This window comes from Citrobacter sp. CK188 (assembly GCF_030333525.1).
Classification (GTDB): domain Bacteria; phylum Pseudomonadota; class Gammaproteobacteria; order Enterobacterales; family Enterobacteriaceae; genus Citrobacter_B; species Citrobacter_B koseri.
Genome location: NZ_JAOWFU010000037.1, coordinates 69065 through 85123, shown reverse-complemented (window position 1 = coordinate 85123; position 16059 = coordinate 69065). Strand labels below are relative to the sequence as shown.

Annotated in this window: 9 protein-coding genes; 3 read left to right on the top strand and 6 right to left on the bottom strand. The window is 55.2% G+C overall.

Annotated elements, in window-relative coordinates; translation table 11 throughout:
- Nucleotides 1–344: 344 nt before the first annotated feature.
- The gene (gene gntT, locus OGV67_RS20105; protein ID WP_012135522.1) at nt 345–1661 is read left to right on the top strand and encodes a gluconate transporter; all 1317 of its coding nucleotides are present in this window, start codon (nt 345–347) and stop codon (nt 1659–1661) included.
- 131 nt (nt 1662–1792) lie between these two features.
- Here the strand turns inward: gntT and malQ are convergent, their stop codons facing one another.
- Together malQ and malP are read right to left on the bottom strand one after the other, a co-directional pair.
- Nucleotides 1793–3880 (bottom strand): 4-alpha-glucanotransferase, encoded by a 2088-nt coding sequence (malQ, locus tag OGV67_RS20100; protein WP_071259352.1) that lies wholly within the window; start codon nt 3878–3880, stop codon nt 1793–1795.
- A 9-nt stretch (nt 3881–3889) separates the two neighbouring features.
- Entirely contained in the window at nt 3890–6283 is a 2394-nt protein-coding gene (gene malP / locus OGV67_RS20095) for a maltodextrin phosphorylase (RefSeq protein WP_071259349.1), read from the bottom strand.
- 617 nt (nt 6284–6900) lie between these two features.
- Between malP and malT the strand changes: the two genes are divergently transcribed.
- On the top strand, nt 6901–9606 hold the full coding sequence (gene malT / locus OGV67_RS20090) for an HTH-type transcriptional regulator MalT (RefSeq protein WP_012135526.1): 2706 nt from the start codon (nt 6901–6903) through the stop codon (nt 9604–9606).
- Between the two features lie 47 nt (nt 9607–9653).
- Here malT and OGV67_RS20085 read toward each other — a convergent pair whose 3' ends face one another.
- From OGV67_RS20085 to glpE, 3 genes are all read right to left on the bottom strand, one after another.
- A complete protein-coding gene (locus tag OGV67_RS20085; protein WP_012135527.1) occupies nt 9654–10412 on the bottom strand; it encodes a DeoR/GlpR family transcriptional regulator in 759 nt (252 codons plus the stop codon).
- Nucleotides 10413–10527: 115 nt separating this feature from the next.
- On the bottom strand, nt 10528–11358 hold the full coding sequence (gene glpG, locus OGV67_RS20080) for a rhomboid family intramembrane serine protease GlpG (protein WP_071259346.1): 831 nt from the start codon (nt 11356–11358) through the stop codon (nt 10528–10530).
- Nucleotides 11359–11433: 75 nt separating this feature from the next.
- On the bottom strand, nt 11434–11760 hold the full coding sequence (gene glpE / locus OGV67_RS20075; RefSeq protein WP_012135529.1) for a thiosulfate sulfurtransferase GlpE: 327 nt from the start codon (nt 11758–11760) through the stop codon (nt 11434–11436).
- A 202-nt stretch (nt 11761–11962) separates the two neighbouring features.
- On the opposite strand from glpE, the gene glpD reads away from it, so the two are divergent.
- Nucleotides 11963–13471 carry a glycerol-3-phosphate dehydrogenase gene (gene glpD, locus OGV67_RS20070; RefSeq protein WP_012135531.1) on the top strand — a complete coding sequence of 503 codons (1509 nt, stop codon included), beginning with the start codon at nt 11963–11965 and terminating at the stop codon, nt 13469–13471.
- 136 nt (nt 13472–13607) lie between these two features.
- Here the strand turns inward: glpD and glgP are convergent, their stop codons facing one another.
- Nucleotides 13608–16055: a glycogen phosphorylase gene (gene glgP / locus OGV67_RS20065; protein ID WP_071259344.1), complete on the bottom strand. Its 2448-nt coding sequence runs from the start codon at nt 16053–16055 to the stop codon at nt 13608–13610.
- Nucleotides 16056–16059 lie beyond the last annotated feature (4 nt).

Genomic DNA, 16059 nt, shown 5'->3' with positions numbered 1-16059 from the left:
TGCCCGGTGGCGCATCGCTTACCGGGCCTACAATGTGTATCCCGTAGGCCGGATAAGGCGTTTACGCCGCCATCCGGCGTGATGATATCTTCCGCTTTTCCCCTCCGATAACATGACCTGCCTCTCATAATTTAAATTTTGCCTGCCAGGGTGATTCTCAATCGCTATATGTTACCCGTATCATTCATATGGGCACCAAACATCCCCATAACAGCTGACTAAACCAGATAGTGTTAAAGTTAATCAGTGTTGGTGCCGTTACGCTTCTGTTCCCGGTTGGGACAAGCGGAATTTTTCGTCGACACACCGACGTTACCCATAACAAATGAAAGGCCAGGTAAATCATGCCATTAGTCATCGTCGCTATCGGTGTAATTTTGTTATTACTCCTGATGATCCGCTTCAAAATGAACGGTTTCATCGCTCTCGTCCTGGTGGCACTTGCTGTTGGATTGATGCAAGGAATGCCGCTGGATAAAGTCATTGGCTCTATTAAAGCTGGTGTTGGTGGTACTCTTGGTAGCCTCGCCCTGATTATGGGTTTCGGTGCCATGCTGGGTAAAATGCTGGCAGACTGCGGCGGTGCACAGCGCATCGCGACCACGCTGATTGCCAAATTTGGTAAAAAACACATCCAGTGGGCAGTGGTATTAACCGGCTTCACGGTAGGTTTCGCACTGTTCTATGAAGTGGGCTTCGTGCTGATGCTGCCGCTGGTATTCACCATCGCAGCGGCGGCCAGCATTCCTTTGCTGTATGTCGGCGTACCGATGGCGGCAGCGCTGTCCGTTACCCACGGCTTCCTGCCTCCGCACCCAGGCCCGACCGCCATCGCCACGATCTTCCACGCCGATATGGGTAAAACCCTGCTGTTCGGTACGATTCTGGCTATCCCGACCGTAATTCTCGCTGGCCCGGTATTTGCCCGCTTCCTGAAAGGCATCGATAAGCCGATCCCGGAAGGTCTGTACAGCGCAAAAAACTTTACTGAAGAAGAGATGCCTGGCTTTGGCGTCAGCGTCTGGACTTCTCTGGTGCCGGTTATTTTAATGGCCATGCGCGCCGTTGCAGAAATGGTGCTGCCAAAAGGTCATGCCTTCCTGCCGGTTGCTGAGTTCTTTGGCGACCCGGTAATGGCAACGCTGATTGCGGTACTGATTGCGATGTTCACGTTCGGTCTGAACCGTGGCCGCTCAATGGATCAGATTAACGACACGCTGGGTTCCTCAATCAAAATCATCGCGATGATGCTGCTGATCATCGGCGGCGGCGGCGCATTCAAGCAGGTACTGGTTGATAGCGGCGTAGACAAATACATCGCGTCCATGATGAACGAAACCAACGTTTCTCCGCTGTTCATGGCGTGGTCCATCGCTGCCGTACTGCGTATCGCGCTCGGTTCTGCCACCGTGGCCGCAATTACCGCGGGTGGTATCGTGGCGCCGCTGATTGCGACGACGGGCGTAAGCCCTGAGCTGATGGTTATCGCCGTCGGTTCCGGTAGCGTCATTTTCTCTCACGTAAACGATCCTGGCTTCTGGCTGTTCAAAGAGTATTTCAACCTGACCATCGGCGAAACCATCAAGTCCTGGTCAATGCTGGAAACCATTATCTCCGTCTGCGGCCTGATTGGGTGTCTGCTGCTGGGAATGGTGGTGTAACCGAGACGGCCTGTAGGCCGGATAAGGCAAAACCGCCATCCGGCAATGTGCGCCAGAATTGTCTGATGGCGCTGCGCTTATCAGGCCTACGTGTTGTCACCATAAAAAAGCCGGGAAATTCCCGGCTTTTTTTACTTCTTCTTCGCGGCCGCTTTTCGCCGTTTGTCCAAATCTTTAAGCAGTTTATTCACCTTGTCATCGGCAAACATCTTCTCAAGCGTCGTGGACAACTTGCGCCGCCAGTTCTTGTACTGGTCGCTGGTGCCTGGAATATTGACCGGCTCCGCCATGTCCAGCCAGTCTTCCGGCTGCAACCCCAGCAATGCGCTATGGCTGTCCGCGATGTAACGCTGCATTCCACGGTTGAGGATCGGCGTCATCGACATCAGCGACGCCTTATGCCCGGCACGTTTCGGCAGGCAACCGTATTTGTGCAGCGCGTCCAGCAGACCCTGCTTCGCCAGCTCACGATCCTGATACAGCCCACGCAATATCACTTCATCCGGGTAAAGCCCCAGCATTTTGCCGAGCGTCAGGTCGCCGCTGTCCCAGTAGCCGCGCAGCGTAGGAAGGTCATGCGTCGTCGCGACTGCCATTGATTGTTCCGGGTACGCTTTCGGCGCGCGGAAGTTCTTCTCATGATCATTCTCGAAATAGAGCACTTTATACGAGTAAACGCCGCTATCGCGCAGTTTACCCACGATTTCCACCGGCACCGTCCCCAGATCTTCGCCAATCACCATGCAGCGATGACGTTTACTTTCCAGCGCCAGAATAGAGAGCAGGGCGTCCACCGGGTAATGCACATACGCCCCGTGATCCGCCGTTTCACCGTAAGGAATCCACCACAGACGCAGCATCGACATAACATGATCGATACGCAAAGCGCCGCAGTTCTGCATATTGGCGCGCAGCAGTTCAATAAACGGCTCATAGGCGCGAGCGGCGATGATGTGCGGGTCCATCGGCGGCAGTCCCCAGTTCTGCCCCAGCGGGCCGAGGATATCCGGCGGCGCGCCCACCGACGCTTTCAGGCAATACAGCTCACGGTCGCACCAGGTTTCCGCCCCGCCCTCCGCAACCCCTACCGCCAGATCGCGATACAGGCCAATCGGCATATCATAACCCTGGCATACCGCCCAACAGGCGGCAAACTGGGTATACGCCAGCCACTGTAACCAGAGGTAAAAGTCCACCTCATCGCGGTGATCTTCACAGAACTGTTTCACTTCCGGCGAGTTCACTGACTGATACGCTTCCGGCCAGACCGGCCAGCCCCAGCGCAACTCATCTTCCTTCACCTGATGCGCGTGCAGCGCGTCAAATGCCGCCTGCCAGTACAGGCTGTCGCCTTCCTGGGCGACAAAGTGGCGAAACGCCGCCATCTGCTCGTCATCACGAAGCGCAAAACCTTTCCATGCCATCCACAGGGCGGTCATTTTCAGCGCGGTAACAGCAGAATAATCAACCCATTCGGCATCCCGTGCGCGCTGCAATGTCTGCTGCGTCGTCGGCATGTTCCACCAGGCCTGCGCCTCTTTGCTCAACCGGAAATCGTCAACGGCATTCACGTCGATATAAATGACATTCAGCCAACGGCGGGATGAGGGGCTGTACGGGCTGGCGCTCTCTGGGTTTGCCGGGTAGAGGGCGTGAATCGGGTTCAGGCCAATAAATGCGCCGCCGCGTTTCGCAACATCCGTCAGCATCGACTGGAGATCGCCAAAGTCGCCAATCCCCCAGTTTTTTTCCGAACGCAGGGTATAAAGCTGAACGCACGCTCCCCACAGCTTCTGTCCGGTCAGCAGCGCCTGCGGCTCATAGCAGCGTTTCGGCGCCACGATGATCCGGCAGTGCGTGCGCTGTTCGCCCTGAGTCAGGGTCAGCGTGTGATACCCCTCCGGCAGCTTTGCCGGAAGCGTAAAGGCTTTACCGCCGGTGGCGTGCCCCTTGTGCTGTACGCCCTCCTCGGTGGTCAGCAGCCAGCTAAAATCGCCGCTGCCTTCTACCGCCAGCGGCATCTTCTTGCCTGCGGTATACACCATCACATTCGGCACTGGCGTTACCGCCACCTTCGTGGCGGCGGTGGCACGGTGCATCGCATCAAGCAAACGCCGTTTGGTTTCGGCGCCAATCGACTGCGGTTTACCGTGGGCATTGATGTAATTGGGGCTGATCCCCGCCGCCAGCGCGGCATTATCCAGACGTTTGCGTTCCATGGCGCTTCCTTAGCGTTTTGCCTGCCAGATACGAGCCTGATAATCGCGGATGGAGCGATCCGAGCTGAACATCCCGCAACGCGCGGTGTTCAGGATCGTCGCCCGGGTCCAGGCATCCTGGTCGCGATACAGCACGTCCACCTGCTTTTGTGCCGCAACGTAGGCGGCAAAGTCCGCCATCACCAGATACGGATCGCCCCCCTGTTTGCCAATGCTGTGCAGCATCTGATCAAAAGCGTGCTTGTCGCCGTTGCTGTATTTGCCGCTTTCCAGCTCCTTCAGCACCGCGTCCAGCACTTTGTCTTTCTTACGCCATTTCACCGGGTCGTAGCCCTTGGCCTTCAGCCGTTTCACCTCTTCCACGGTATGACCAAAGATAAAGATGTTCTCGTCCCCGACCTGTTCGGCGATCTCAACGTTCGCCCCATCCAGCGTACCGACCGTCAGCGCGCCGTTCAACGCCAGCTTCATATTGCCGGTGCCGGAGGCTTCTTTACCGGCAGTGGAGATCTGCTCAGAGACGTCCGCCGCCGGGATCAGCATTTCCGCCGCCGAAACGCAGTAGTCCGGCAGGAAGACCACTTTCAGCTTATCGCCGACTTTCGGGTCGTTGTTGATGGTTTCCGCCACCTTGTTAATGGCGAAGATGATGTTTTTCGCCAGATAGTAGCCCGGCGCCGCTTTTGCGCCAAACAGGAACACGCGCGGCACGCGGTCTGCTTTCGGATTTTCGCGGATCTCTTTGTACAGAGCCAGAATATGCAGCAGGTTCAGGTGCTGGCGCTTATATTCGTGCAGGCGCTTAATCTGGATATCGAAAATCGCCTGCGGGTTGATTTCAATCCCGGTGCGCATTTTCACAAATTCGGCCAGGCGGACTTTATTCGCCTGTTTAATCTCACGATACGTTTTGCGGAACGCCGCGTCGTCGGCGAATTTCTCCAGGTTGATCAGCTGATCGAGGTCGTTAGCCCACTCTTTCTTCAACGACTTATCCAGCAGCGCCGCAAGTGCCGGGTTGCACTGTTTGATCCAGCGACGCGGCGTAATGCCGTTGGTCACGTTGTGGAATTTGTTCGGCCACAGCTGGTGATATTCCGGGAACAGATCCTTCACCACCAGATCGGAGTGCAGCGCCGCAACGCCGTTGACCGCAAAGCCGCTGACCACGCACATATTGGCCATCCGCACCTGCTTGTCGTGCACTACCGCCAGCTTCGCCCACACCTGCTTATCGCCCGGCCAGGTTTTATCAACCTGTTTCTTAAAGCGGTCATTAATCTCTTTGATGATCTGCATATGGCGCGGCAGCAGCGCTTTCACCAGTTTCTCATCCCAGCACTCCAGCGCTTCCGGCATCAGCGTATGGTTGGTGTAGGCGAACGTTTTACTGGTGATGGCCCAGGCGTCGTCCCAGCTTAGCTGGTGCTCATCGAGCAGCACGCGCAGCAGTTCAGGGATAGCGATGGTCGGGTGAGTATCGTTGAGTTGAATGACCTCATACTCCGCCAGCTCATGCAGTTTGCGCCCCGCCAGGTGGTGACGACGCAGAATATCCGCTACCGAGCAGGCACACTGGAAATACTGCTGCATCAGGCGCAGCTTTTTGCCTGCGGTGTGGTTGTCGTTCGGATAGAGGACTTTCGTCAGTTTTTCCGCGTCGATCCCCTGCTGCTCCGCGCGCAGGAAATCGCCGTCGTTGAATTTGGTCAGGTTAAACGGATGCGCATGCGCGGCCTGCCACAAACGCAGCGGCTGTGCGACGCCGTTCCGGTAGCCAAGCACCGGCAAGTCCCACGCCTGCCCGGCGATCACAAAACCCGGTTCCCAACGCCCGTCCTTCGTCACTTTACCGCCAATACCGACCTGAACATCAAGCTGTTCATTGTGACGGAACCACGGGTAGCTACCGCGATGCCAGTCATCCGGCGCTTCCATCTGTTGCCCATCGACAAAAGACTGACGAAACAGCCCATACTGGTAGTTCAGGCCATAGCCCGTTGCGGACTGGCCTACCGTCGCCATAGAGTCCAGGAAACATGCCGCCAGACGCCCTAAACCACCGTTGCCCAGCGCAGGATCAACCTCTTCCTCCAGCAGGTCGGTCAGGTTGACGTCGTGCGTTTTCAGCACATCGCTCACCGCCTGATACCAGCCCAGATTCAACAGGTTGTTCCCGGTCAGGCGGCCAATCAGGAATTCCATCGAGATGTAGTTAACATGACGCTGGTTTTTAGCCGGTTTCGCCGCAGGTTGCGCGCTGAGCAATTCAGCCAGTGCGCCGCTAACGGCCTGCCACCACTGGCGAGATGTCATCTCATGAGCCGACAGTAAACCGAAACGCTGCCACTGACGCATCAGGGCAGCCTGAAAGTGATCTTTGTTGAAGGTAGGCTGTGACATAGAAATTCCGAATCCTCAGGTAATAAAACAACGTTATCGTTAGTTTGCCTGGCTCGATGTTGACCTTCCTCATCCCACCCGGGATTAGGCAGGGAGGAGTAGTGGGGATGAGCATAAAAGTGTGATCGCCGCCACTTAAAGGTAGTGGATTGCCGGTGAATACGTCGAATTACCGCACAGCATACCTGCGACTGCACGCCGTTTTACGCACGATGACACAAATAATTAAATCGCGGAGGTTTATTGAAAGTGAATATGTAAATGCGGAAATAGTTTCTAACCTGAAATATCAAACCCATTCAGTTATTTCCGTTCCTGAATAATTCCCTGAGTTCATTACTTCCTGACTTTCATTAAAAAGTACAGTAACCACACAGAGGAAACGGCATTATTTGGGGCAGGCAGGATCGGGCACCATCCCAGTCTCCACGCACACTCAGACCGTGCTAAACCGTTTCTTGCAATGGATATTTAGAATTGTGACAGAGTGCAAATTCAGACACACAAAAAACTTGCATAGCTTGCATTAAACCGGTTTCTGTCCGACCTTATATCTATTAATTACGAAGCGCAAAAAAAATCGCATTTCCCCATTTCCTCACAGTGAAGTGATTACTATGTTGATTCCGTCTAAATTAAGTCGTCCGGTTCGACTCGACCATACGGTGGTTCGTGAGCGCCTGTTGGCTAAACTTTCCGGCGCGAACAATTTCAGGCTGGCCCTGGTAACAAGCCCTGCGGGCTATGGGAAAACCACGCTTGTTTCACAGTGGGCAGCCGGGAAAAACGAGTTAGGCTGGTTCTCGCTGGATGAAGGCGACAACCAGCAGGAGCGATTCGCCAGTTATTTAATTGCCGCGCTTCAGCAGGCAACGGGCGGGCATTGCTCCACCAGTGAAGTCATGGTGCAAAAACGCCAGTACGTCAGCCTGACCTCCCTTTTCGCGCAACTCTTTATTGAGTTAGCTGAGTGGCATCGCCCGCTTTATCTGGTCATTGATGATTACCATCTGATCACAAACCCGGTGATCCACGACGCGATGCGCTTTTTCCTGCGCCATCAGCCCGAAAATCTCACGCTGGTCGTGCTGTCGCGTAATTTACCGCAGCTCGGCATCGCTAACTTGCGCGTTCGCGATCAGCTGCTGGAAATCGGCAGCCAGCAATTAGCCTTTAACCATCAGGAAGCAAAACAGTTCTTTGACCGCCGTCTGTCCTCGCCTATCGAAGCCGCCGAAAGCAGCCGGATGTGCGACGACGTCGCCGGTTGGGCAACCGCGCTACAGCTTATCGCCCTTTCCGCCCGCCAGAACAATAACTCCGCGCACCAGTCTGCGCGACGCCTGGCGGGAATCAACGCCAGCCATCTGTCCGATTACCTGGTCGATGAAGTGCTGGACAACGTGGACGTGAGTACCCGGCATTTTCTGCTGAAAAGCGCCATCCTGCGTTCGATGAACGATGCGCTGATCGTGCGCGTGACGGGCGAAGAGAACGGGCAGATGCGTCTGGAGGAGATTGAGCGTCAGGGGCTGTTCCTGCAACGCATGGACGATACGGGCGAATGGTTCAGCTATCACCCGCTTTTTGGCAGTTTCCTGCGTCAGCGTTGCCAGTGGGAACTGGCGACCGAGCTGCCGGATATCCACCGCGCTGCCGCCGAAAGCTGGATGGCGCAAGGTTTCCCCAGCGAAGCCATTCACCATGCCCTGGCGGCGGGCGATGCGCATATGCTGCGCGATATCCTGCTGAATCATGCGTGGGGGCTGTTTAATCACAGTGAGCTGGCGCTGCTGGAAGAGTCGTTAAAGGCCCTGCCGTGGGAAAGTTTGCTGGAAAACCCGCGGCTGGTTCTGTTGCAGGCATGGCTGATGCAAAGCCAGCACCGCTACAGCGAAGTGAATACCCTGCTGGCGCGCGCTGAGCAAGAAATTCAGGGCATGATGGACGGTACGCTGCATGCGGAATTCAACGCCCTGCGCGCTCAGGTCGCGATTAACGACGGCAACCCGGATGAAGCGGAACGGCTGGCAAAACTGGCGCTGGATGAGCTGCCGATCGCCTGGTTTTACAGCCGTATTGTCGCCACCTCCGTACACGGCGAAGTGCTGCACTGTAAAGGCGATCTCTCCCGCTCACTGTCGCTGATGCAGCAAACTGAGCAAATGTCGCGTCATCATGACGTCTGGCATTACGCCCTCTGGAGCCTGCTCCAACAAAGTGAAATTCTCTTCGCCCAGGGCTTTTTGCAGGCCGCCTGGGAAACCCAGGAGAAAGCGTTCCAGCTGATTAAAGAGCAACATCTCGAACAGTTGCCGATGCACGAGTTCCTGATGCGCATTCGCGCGCAGCTTCTGTGGGCATGGGCGCGTCTTGACGAAGCGGAAGCCTCCGCCCGCAGCGGTATTGATGTGCTTTCCGCATTCCAGCCGCAGCAGCAATTGCAGTGTCTGGCGCTGCTGGTGCAGTGCTCGCTGGCGCGCGGCGATCTGGATAATGCCCGCACGCAGTTGAACCGTCTGGAGAACCTGCTGGGCAACGGCCAGTATCACAGCGACTGGATTTCCAATGCCGATAAGGTTCGCGTGATTTACTGGCAGATGACGGGCGATAAGAAGTCCGCCGCCAACTGGCTGCGTCATACGCCGAAACCAGAATTTGCCAACAACCACTTCCTGCAAGGCCAGTGGCGTAATATCGCCAGGGCGCAGATCCTGCTGGGTGAGTTTGAATCCGCAGAGATTGTGCTGGAAGAGCTAAACGAGAACGCCCGTAGCCTGCGTTTAATGAGCGATCTTAACCGTAACCTGCTGTTGCTTAATCAACTGTACTGGCAGGCCGGACGTAAAAACGACGCCCAGCGGGTGTTGCTTGATGCGCTGCAACTGGCGAACCGTACCGGTTTCATCAGCCACTTTGTGATTGAAGGCGAAGCGATGGCGCAGCAACTGCGTCAGTTGATTCAGTTGAATACGCTGCCGGAGCTTGAACAACATCGCGCACAGCGCATCCTGCGGGAAATTAACCAGCACCATCGACATAAGTTCGCCCATTTTGACGAAGGCTTTGTGGAGCGGCTGTTAAATCACCCGGACGTACCGGAGCTGATCCGCACCAGCCCGCTAACGCAGCGTGAGTGGCAGGTTCTGGGGCTGATCTATTCCGGCTACAGCAACGAGCAAATCGCTGGCGAGCTGGCGGTTGCGGCCACGACCATCAAAACGCACATTCGCAATTTATATCAGAAGCTCGGCGTCGCGCATCGTCAGGACGCCGTACAACATGCGCAGAGGCTTTTGAAAATGATGGGGTACGGGGTGTGATGATTGCCCGGTGGCGCTTACGCTTACCGGGCCTACAATCACGATGATCAGCACAACTCTAACTGAATATGGTGGTCGGTAAGCACCTGCAATACCCCTGCTGGCGGCGTCATATCGGTATAGACGGCATCCACCAGGCTAATGCTGCCCATATTCACCATCGCATTACGACCAAACTTAGAGTGATCCACAACCAGCATCACATGGCGTGAATTTTCAATAATCGCGCGTTTCGTGCGTACTTCGTGATAATCAAATTCCAGCAGCGACCCATCGCTGTCGATACCGCTGATCCCCAGAATGCCAAAATCCAGGCGGAATTGAGAGATGAAATCGAGCGTCGCTTCGCCAATAATGCCGCCGTCACGGCTGCGAAGCTCACCGCCAGCGAGAATAATGCGAAAATCCTCTTTCACCATCAGCGTGTTCGCCACGTTGAGATTGTTGGTCACAATGCGCAGGTTACTGTGATCCAACAAGGCATGCGCCACCGCTTCCGGCGTCGTGCCGATATCGATAAACAGCGTTGAACCGTTGGGGATTTGCGTGGCGACTTTCCGCGCAATACGTTCCTTCTCCGCCGTTTGCGTCGCTTTACGATCGTGCCACGGCGTGTTTACCGAGCTGGAAGGCAACGCCGCGCCGCCGTGGTGGCGCAGGATCATATTCTGCTCCGCCAGGTCGTTGAGATCCCGACGGATGGTTTGTGGGCTGACGGAGAAATGTTCCACCAGTTCTTCAGTGCTGACGTATCCCTGCTTTTTTACCAGTTCGATGATAGCGTCATGACGTTGTGTCTGTTTCATTGTTATTCCCTGGAATTTTGCCGGATGGCGACGCCTGGCGTTTTATCCGGCCTACCGACCGTGCATTTTTAGTAGGCCGGATAAGGCGTTTCGCCGCCATCCGGCGCAACCCCAATCATGTTCGTTTTCGCGCATTCACCGTGTCAGCAAATGCCATCGCCAGCCCCACGGCCAGCCCGGCGATGTGCGCACCGTTCGCCATCGACATGCCAAACACATCAAACCACCCGGCAACAATCCAGATCAACGCAAAAGCAATAAGCCCACGCTGTAGATATATGCCGCTTTGCGGATCGCGTTCACCACGTAGCCAGGCGTAGCCCATCAGCGCGTAAACCACGCCGGAAAGCCCACCAAACCACGGGCCGCTGAACTTCTGCTGTACATAACCGCTCAGCAATGCGCTGATGACGGTAATAACGATCAGTTTTCCGCTGCCCAGACGTTTTTCCACCGCCCCGCCGATATACCACCACCACAACAGGTTGAAGAGGATATGCATTAACGAGAAGTGCATAAACGCATGGGTGAAATAGCGCCAGAACTCAAATTTCAGTGACGGATCAAACGGCCACGCCAGCCACACCATGACGCTCTGCGCGCCGACGATGCTCATCACAACGAACACCAGGATACAGGCGATCATAATAAGCCAGGTGACCGGGCCCGCCCTCTCGCGCAATGTGGCGATAAACGGGAAACGGCGATAGTGCAGCCCACTGCCGGTATGACCGGACTGCCAGCTTGCCGCCAGATAACGCGGATCGGCGGGATTTTCCAGAAAGCGCGCCAGCTCCGCCCGCACGCACTCGGCCTGAGATTCGTCCGCCAGCCAGACATCGCTTTGATGATGTTGTTGAATCGTCAGGATAACGCCCTGCGTCGCCATGTAATCAACAAATGCCTGCGCCACGCGGGGGTTAGCAAAAGAGGTAATCATCAACATTGTTGCTGTCGCTTAGTCCACACAAAAGAGGACAGTATATAGGCCCTTCCGGCTTCAGGCTGCATCTTTGTGGGCTTATGCGCCAAATGCCACCTCTGAGGGGAAATGGCGGTGCCAGGCATCAAACCCGCCATCAATACTGTAAACCGCGTCATAACCCTGTTGTAGCAGGTACTGTGCCGCGCCTTTGCTGCTATTGCCGTGATAGCACATCACCATCACCACGGTATCGAAATCATGGTCGCGCATAAACGCGCCCAGCGTATCGTTGGTCAGATGGAACGCCTGCGGCGTGTGGCCCATCGCATAGCTTTGCGGATCGCGGATATCCACCAGCACCGCCGTTCCCTGGTGCAGCTTCTGGTGAGCTTCTTCGACATTAATACATTCAAACTGATCCATGAGTCTCTCTTTCTTTTATATGCAGGCTTTATATGCAGATGGCTATTTTACCGTTCAGTGTACGTCGCCGGGGTAAGTAAACGCCATAATGTTATATGTATCACTCTAAAATGTTTTTTCGATGTTACCACCAGCTCGTTTTTTTGCTATTATGCTCGATAACGAACATTTTTGAGCTTTAACGAAAGTGCAAGAGGGTAGCATGGAAACCAAAGATCTGATTGTGATAGGCGGGGGCATTAACGGTGCGGGTATCGCGGCAGACGCCGCCGGACGTGGTTTATCCGTGCTCATGCTGGAAGCGCAGGATTTGGCCTGTGCAACCTCTTCCGCCAGCTCTAAATTAATTCACGGTGGCTTGCGCTACCTTGAACACTACGAATTCCGCCTGGTCAGCGAAGCGCTGGCCGAACGTGAAGTGCTGCTGAAAATGGCGCCGCACATCGCCTTCCCGATGCGCTTCCGACTGCCTCACCGCCCGCACCTGCGCCCGGCATGGATGATCCGAATTGGTTTGTTTATGTACGATCATCTGGGCAAACGCACCAGTCTGCCCGGTTCAACCGGTTTGCGTTTTGGCGCAGATTCGGTGCTGAAACCGGAGATCGTGCGCGGTTTCGAATATTCTGACTGCTGGGTAGACGATGCACGTCTGGTTCTGGCAAACGCCCAAATGGTGGTGCGTAAAGGCGGGGAAGTGTTAACCCGTACCCGAGCGACCTCTGCCCGTCGTGAAAACGGTCTGTGGATCGTAGAAGCGGAAGATATCGATACCGGTAAAAAGCACACCTGGCAGGCGCGTGGTCTGGTCAACGCCACGGGGCCGTGGGTAAAACAGTTCTTCGACGACGGTATGCACCTGCCTTCACCCTACGGCATTCGTCTGATCAAAGGCAGCCACATTGTGGTGCCGCGCGTGCATACGCAGAAACAGGCTTATATCCTGCAAAACGAAGATAAGCGTATCGTATTTGTGATTCCGTGGATGGATGAGTTCTCAATCATCGGCACCACTGACGTGGAGTACAAAGGCGATCCGAAGGCAGTGAAAATTGATGAAAGCGAAATCAATTACCTGTTGAAGGTCTATAACGCGCACTTCAAGAAACAACTGGGCCGCGACGATATCGTCTGGACCTACTCCGGCGTGCGTCCGCTGTGCGATGACGAGTCCGATTCTCCGCAGGCGATCACCCGTGACTACACGCTGGATATCCACGATGAAAACGGCAAAGCGCCGCTGCTGTCGGTATTCGGCGGTAAGCTGACCACTTATCGTAAGCTGGCCGAACACGCAATGGAAAAACTGTCGTCCTATTACCAGGGCATTGGCCCGGCCTGGACTAAAGAGTGCGTGCTTCCTGGCGGGGATATCGGCGGCGATCGTGAAGATTACGCGGCCAAACTGCGCCGCCGCTATCCGTTCCTGACGGAGTCGCTGGCGCGTCATTATTCCCGCACCTACGGCAGCAATACCGAGTGGATACTCGGCGAAGCCACCTCCGTTGCCGAGTTAGGTGAAGATTTCGGTCACGAACTTTACGAAGCGGAGTTGAAGTATCTGGTGGATCACGAATGGGTACGTCGTGCGGACGACGCGTTGTGGCGCCGCACCAAAGAAGGGATGTGGCTCAACGCCGAGCAGCAGTCCCGCGTGAGCCAGTGGCTGGCGGAATATATTGGCAAACGTCAGTTGTCGCTGGCGTCGTAATGACAATGCCGGATGGCGGCTACGCCTTATCCGGCCTACAAAACAGTCCACAGGCCCGGTAAGCGTCAGCGCCACCGGGCCTTTTGCCGGATGGCCACTAACGTCTTATCCGGCCTACAGGTAGTCCTGTCCCTTGTTACAACCTTACCGAATCAATGTGCCAGATATTTTCGGCATACTCCTTGATCGTCCTGTCGGAGGAGAAATACCCCATATTGGCGATATTGAGCATCGCTTTCGCGGTCCACTCTTCGGGATGACGATACAATTCATCCACCTTATCCTGGCAATCAACATAGCTACGATAATCCGCCAGCACCTGATAGTGGTCGCCAAAGTTAATCAACGAATCCACCAGATCACGGTAGCGCCCCGGCTCTTCCGGGCTGAACACGCCGCTGCCGATCTGCGTCAGCACCTGGTGCAGCTCCGCATCTTTTTCGTAATACTCGCGCGGTTTATAGCCCTGCTTGCGCAGTTCTTCCACCTCTTCCGCCGTATTGCCAAAGATAAAGATATTCTCCGCCCCCACATGCTCCAGCATCTCGACGTTTGCGCCGTCCAGCGTACCGATGGTCAGCGCGCCGTTGAGCGCAAACTTCATATTACTGGTGCCGGACGCCTCCGTACCCGCCAGCGAAATCTGCTCAGACAGGTCGGCGGCAGGAATAATGACCTGCGCCAGGCTCACGCTGTAGTTCGGGATAAACACCACTTTCAGCTTATCGCCAATCTGCGGATCGTTGTTGATCACCTTAGCAACGTCATTGATCAGGTGAATAATGTGCTTCGCCATGTAATAGGCCGAAGCCGCCTTACCGGCAAAGATATTCACGCGCGGCACCCATTCCGCCTCAGGATCTTCCTTGATGCGGTTATAACGCGTAATCACATGCAGCACATTCATCAACTGACGTTTGTACTCGTGAATACGTTTAATCTGCACATCAAACAACGCCTTCGGATTGACCACCACGTTCAATTGCTGAGCGATGAGTATTGCCAGCCGTTTTTTGTTTTCCAGCTTCGCCTGGCGCACCGCGTGATTCACCAGCGGGAAATCGCAATGCTGCTGTAGTTCGCTTAGCTGGCTGAGATCCGTACGCCAGGTGCGCCCGATATTTTCGTCCAGCACCTCAGAAAGCGACGGGTTCGCCAGCGCCAGCCAGCGGCGCGGCGTCACGCCGTTGGTCACGTTGCAGAAGCGGGTCGGGAAGATACTCGCAAAATCAGCAAACAGCGACTGCACCATCAGGTTAGAGTGCAGCTCCGATACGCCATTCACTTTATGGCTCACCACCACCGCCAGCCACGCCATACGGACGCGGCGACCGTTGGACTCATCGATAATCGACGCCCGCCCCAGCAGAGCGGTATCGTTGGGATACTGCTCCTGCAACGTTTTCAGGAAATAGTCGTTAATCTCAAAGATGATCTGCAAATGACGCGGCAGGATTTTACCCAGCATATCCACCGGCCAGGTTTCCAGCGCTTCGCTCATCAGCGTGTGGTTGGTGTAGGAGAAGACCTGGCAGCACACCTCAAACGCATCGTCCCAGTTGAATTTGTGCTCATCAATCAACAAGCGCATCAGTTCCGGGATCGACAGCACCGGGTGGGTATCATTGAGGTGAATGGCGATTTTATCCGCCAGGTTGTCATAGGTTTTATGCAGCTGGTAGTGGCGGCTCAGAATGTCCTGTACCGTTGAGGAAACCAGGAAGTACTCCTGACGTAGGCGCAGCTCGCGTCCCGAATAGGTGGAGTCATCCGGGTAAAGCACGCGGGATACGTTTTCAGAGTGATTTTTGTCCTCTACCGCCGCGAAGTAGTCGCCCTGGTTAAATTTACCAAGGTTGATTTCGCTACTGGCCTGAGCGCTCCACAGGCGCAGCGTGTTGGTGGCGTCGGTATCATAACCCGGGATAATCTGGTCATAGGCCACCGCCAGAATCTCTTCGGTTTCAATCCAGCGGGCTTTCTTGCCTTCCTGCTGAATTCGCCCGCCGAAACGCACCTTGTAGCGCGTATTATGGCGTTTGAACTCCCACGGATTGCCGTATTCCAGCCAGTAGTCCGGGGACTCTTTCTGCCGCCCCTCGACAATGTTCTGCTTGAACATGCCGTAGTCGTAGCGAATTCCATAGCCGCGCCCCGGCAGGCCCAGGGTCGCCAGCGAATCAAGGAAGCACGCCGCCAGACGGCCAAGACCGCCGTTGCCAAGACCGGGGTCGTTCTCTTCATCAATCAGTTCTTCGAGATCCAGCCCCATCGCTTCCAGCGCCCCTTTAACATCGTCGTAAATACCCAACGATAACAAGGCATTGGAGAGGGTTCGGCCAATCAAAAATTCCATCGACAGGTAATAGACCTGACGGGTTTCCTGCGACAGTTGAGCACGGTTAGAACGCAGCCAGCGTTCCACGAGGCGATCGCGCACCGCGAACAGCGTGGCGTTCAGCCATTCATGTTTATTGGCAATGACCGGATCTTTACCAATCGTGAACATCAGTTTGTAGGCAATAGAATGCTTAAGCGCTTCTACGCTAAGAGTGGGCGATGCATAAGTAAATGGAGCATTCATATAG